The 4,009-nt window shown below is 61.6% G+C and carries 6 protein-coding genes; 2 read left to right on the plus strand and 4 right to left on the minus strand.

Features of this window, described 5'->3' with window-relative positions:
• The 3 genes from EOD07_RS25290 to EOD07_RS25300 all read right to left on the minus strand — a co-directional run.
• Positions 1–296 (minus strand): hypothetical protein (locus EOD07_RS25290; RefSeq protein ID WP_206519547.1); only part of this gene is annotated, 296 nt, incomplete at its 3' end.
• The gene (locus EOD07_RS25295; RefSeq protein ID WP_127237358.1) at positions 296–766 is read right to left on the minus strand and encodes a hypothetical protein; all 471 of its coding nucleotides are present in this window, start codon (positions 764–766) and stop codon (positions 296–298) included. The genes EOD07_RS25295 and EOD07_RS25290, both read right to left, overlap by 1 nt.
• 207 nt (positions 767–973) lie before the next feature.
• Positions 974–1,390 (minus strand): hypothetical protein, encoded by a 417-nt coding sequence (locus EOD07_RS25300; RefSeq protein ID WP_052457864.1) that lies wholly within the window; start codon positions 1,388–1,390, stop codon positions 974–976.
• Positions 1,391–1,685: 295 nt separating this feature from the next.
• Between EOD07_RS25300 and EOD07_RS25305 the strand changes: the two genes are divergently transcribed.
• On the plus strand, positions 1,686–2,348 hold the full coding sequence (locus tag EOD07_RS25305) for a sensor histidine kinase (RefSeq protein ID WP_164772507.1): 663 nt from the start codon (positions 1,686–1,688) through the stop codon (positions 2,346–2,348).
• 383 nt (positions 2,349–2,731) lie between these two features.
• The gene (locus EOD07_RS25310; RefSeq protein ID WP_245470469.1) at positions 2,732–3,355 is read left to right on the plus strand and encodes a response regulator transcription factor; all 624 of its coding nucleotides are present in this window, start codon (positions 2,732–2,734) and stop codon (positions 3,353–3,355) included.
• 190 nt (positions 3,356–3,545) lie between these two features.
• Here the strand turns inward: EOD07_RS25310 and EOD07_RS25315 are convergent.
• On the minus strand, positions 3,546–4,009 hold a 464-nt coding region (locus EOD07_RS25315), incomplete at its 5' end, for an LOG family protein (RefSeq protein WP_164772508.1).

Here is a 4,009-nt window from a genome sequence, read left to right on the forward strand (position 1 = left end):
CCATTGAAATTGCCGCTGAAGCTCCCGGCATTGCCGTTGCCGTTGAAATTGCCGCTGTTGCCGTTGCCGTTGAAGTTGCCGGTATTCCCGTTGCCGTTGAAATTTCCGGTATTGCCAAGGCCGTTGGTGACGCCGGCGCCGATCGGAAGGTCGGAAATCCTGACCAGGGTCGAGGCATCGGCGGCCAGGAACGCGGCAAGCAGCGTGGCGAGCGCAAGGCCGTTGCCATCAAGCAGCCTCGCCGCAACCCGGCGCTTGCGAGGCCGAACGGACGCAGGTGATCTCAAGCCGGTCATCAGTGGTTTCCCCGGCCGTTGTGGTTGCCGTTGAAGGCGCCGACGTTGCCGTTGCCGTTGAAGTTGCCGCCGTTGAAGTTGCCGTTGCCGGCGCCGATGTTGCTGTTGCCGTTGTATTGGCCGGTGTTGGAGTTGCCGTTGAAGGCGCCGATGTTGCCGTTGCCGCTTGTCGGCGAGGTGTTGTTGTTGCCGTTGAAGGCACCGACATTGCCGGTTCCGCTGTTGAAGGCGCCGACGTTGCCGGTGCCGCTGTTCTTGTAGCCGACATTGCCGCCGAAATTGCCGAGCGGGTCCATGCTCCTGACGTTCGCGCCGATGGCTTGGCCGTATTTGCCGACCGCTCCCTGGACAGCCGACATGCCGAAGGCCTGGCTGCCCGTCGCGGTGTCAGCCTTCGCCACGGTTGCGCTCAACAACCCCAGGCATAGCGCCGGCCCCAGGCTTAGCACCGGTATGACATAGCGTTTCATCTGCGAGCTCCTTCCATGGCTTGGTTTTTGAATTGGGCTTTTGAAATCGGGACCTGTTTCCAAAAAGGATTGGGCTTCGAAAAGGACTGGGACCGCCGGCGATATTCGCGACAGCCTTGCGCGGGGGACGGGCGCTCGGCTCGGCGGTCCCAGAGCCATCAGCGTCTTGCCAAACCGAAGCTTGGCGACGCTGGCGGTTGGACGGCGCTAGTGGTTGCCGTTGCCGTTTCCGTTGCCGTTGCCGGCGCCCCAGTTGCCGTTGCCGTTGGCATTGCCGTTGCTGATGCCGAAGTTCCCGTTGCCGTTGATGTTGCCGTTGCCCAGGCCGAAATTGCCGTTGCCGTTGCCGTTGCCGTTGGCGGCGCCGGCATTGAGGTTGCCGTTATAGTTGCCGTTGAAGGCGCCCATATTGGCATTGCCGTTGCCATTGCCGTTGCCGAGGCCGAAGTTGCCGTTGCCGTTGAAGTTGCCGTTGAAGGCGCCGGTGTTGGCATTGCCGTTGCCGTTGCCGTTGCCGACGCCGACATTGCCGTTGCCGTTACCGTTGCCGCTACCGACCGAAAATGCGGATGCCGAACCGGTCAGAGCCGACAGGACGGCCGCGGCCAGGATGATCTTTCTCATGACATTCTCCTTGGTTTGCGTTGAGCTTCCCGGCCAGTTCAAGATGACCGGGAGGACGCTTGAAGGATGCACGCGGAAACAGCGCCGATGAATTCGGGCTGATCGGCAGGTGCCGTCGGTTTTTCTTCTGATCCCGGTGTCAGGAAAAGTTGAAGGGATGGGGAAAAAACTGACAGGCATAAAAGCATATGCCGGGTGTATATTGCGCGCGCATTCATGCCTTTTCTCGCCGACCGGCGGGTGGCTTGCGACCCCCGCGACGGCAATGGGAAGAGAAGGGTTGATGTGGGCGGGTATGACCATAGGCAAGGACGACAAGGCCTTGCGCCGTAAACTGGCGCGGCGTTTGATCGCCGTGCAAGAAGAACAGCGCCTGCGTCTGTCGCGCGAGCTGCATGACGATCTGGGCCAGATGCTGGCCAGCATCGCGCTGGAGTTGCACAACGTCCGTGCAGGCTCCCGGGAACTGGACGATGGCCTCGCGCGCGCCACCGTGCTCGTCGACCAGTTGAGCGCCAAGGTGCATGACGCAGCCTGGAGTCTGCGGCCCGCGGATCTTGACCGGCTTGGACTTCGCGCCTCGGTCGAGGATCTGGCCACCATGCTTTGCGCGCAGCTTGGCATTTCCTGCGACGTGGATCTCGAAGCCCTTTCGAGTCCGCTCTCTCGTGAAATCGCCCTGACTCTTTACCGCATTGCGCAAGAGGCCCTCACCAATGTCGGCAAGCATGCCCAGCCGAGCCGCGTCAGCGTGACGGCGCACATTCACGACGACCGGATGCGCCTGACGATCGAGGACGATGGCCGCGGCTTTGACGGCGGCGCCGAACCTGGCCCGGGCCATCTGGGGCTTGCCGGAATGCGGGAGCGCCTCGCGCTGGTGGGAGGCGAATTGACCATCGAAACCGCCATGACGAAGGGGACCACCGTTTACGCGGACGTGCCTTTGGCAGGTTGAAGGGGGGATGAACGGCAGCGCTTTTCAGCGACAATGCGATCAGGCGGGGAAATGGCGGCTGCGGCCATTGGCCTGTTCGAGCTTCCGGCAAGTGTTTGTTTTTGCGTGATTCCGGATGGAAAACCGCTGCGCACTTTTCCTAAAATTCGTCTAAGTGAAGCGCTGCACATCCCGGACGTTACGCCACGGCTTACAATCCGGCATTATTGGGTTAGGCGGGGGATGGCTTACCCGTTGCGGCCGTTAAGGCTTGTTGAGACAGACGGGCGTCCCGCGCCAGGCGGGGCAGTTGCCTAGACCATCAAGGACAAGAGGGACCCTTTCCGCGTGACAGGGCCTTTGACAGACTGATGGAGGTTAAGGTGCACTGCAGGCGGATATTCGTGGTCGACGACCACCCGATCATCCTGTCCGGGATAGGGGCGATGATCAACAGCCAGGACGACCTGACAATCGTCGGGCTTGCCGGGAATGCCGAAGATGCCCTTGAGGGGATCGGCAAGACGCTGCCCGATGTCGCCGTGGTCGACATTTCGCTTCCGGGCGTCAACGGGGTCACGCTGATCGAGCAGCTCGGCGAGCGCTTTCCCGAGATCAGCTGCATCGCGCTGACGGCGCATGAAGACCCCGGCTGCCTGCGCCAGGTGCTGGCGGCCGGCGGACGCGGCTTCGTGGTCAAGCGGTCGACCGCGACGGACCTGCTGCAGGCCATCCGCTGCGTGTTGGCCGGCGACAATTATGTCGATCCGGCGCTTGCGGCGCGCATATTGAGCCCGCGCAACGCCCCGCAGGGCGATCCCGGCAATCTCAGCGAACGGGAACGGTCGGTCATCCAGCTGGTGGCGCTCGGCTACAGCAACAAGGAAATCTCGTCCCGGCTCAACCTCAGCATAAAGACGATCGAGACCTACCGCACCAGGGCAACCGAGAAGCTCGAGCTGCACTCGCGGGCGGCCATCGTGCGCTTCGCGCATCTGAACGGCTGGCTGGCCGAGCTGCCGATATAAGCAGACCGGACCGGGATGCCGTCCCGGGTAGAGGAATTGAAGAACTGGAGAACTGGAGAACTGGAGAACGACCGGGACGCCTTTTCTTCAATTCTTCAATTCTTCAATTCTTCAATTCTTCAATTCTTCAATTCCTCAATTCTCCAATTCTCCAATTCCTCAATTCTCCAGTTCCTCAGTTCATCAGTTCCTACTCCCCCAGCTTGTAGAAGCGGCGGATGATGTCCCAGGCTTCGTCGGCCGTGTCGACGAAATCGATGATGTCCTGATCTCCGGGCGAGATCGTGCCCTGCTCGGCGAGGAAATCGAGATCGATCGCCCTTTGCCAGAACGCCTTGCCGAACAGGATGACCGGCACGCGCTCCATGCGCCCGGTCTGGATGAGCGTCAGCGTCTCGAAGAACTCGTCCATCGTGCCGAAGCCGCCCGGGAACACCGCGACCGCCTTGGCGCGCATGACGAAATGCATCTTACGGATGGCGAAGTAGTGGAAGTTGAAGCAGAGCTCCGGCGTGACATAGGCATTGGGCGCCTGCTCGTGCGGCAGCACAATGTTCAAGCCGATCGACGGGGCGCCGACGTCGTCGGCGCCGCGGTTGCCGGCCTCCATGACGCCAGGCCCACCGCCGGTGACGACGACATACTCGCGATAAT

It is taken from the genome of Mesorhizobium sp. M2C.T.Ca.TU.002.02.1.1 (assembly GCF_003997225.1).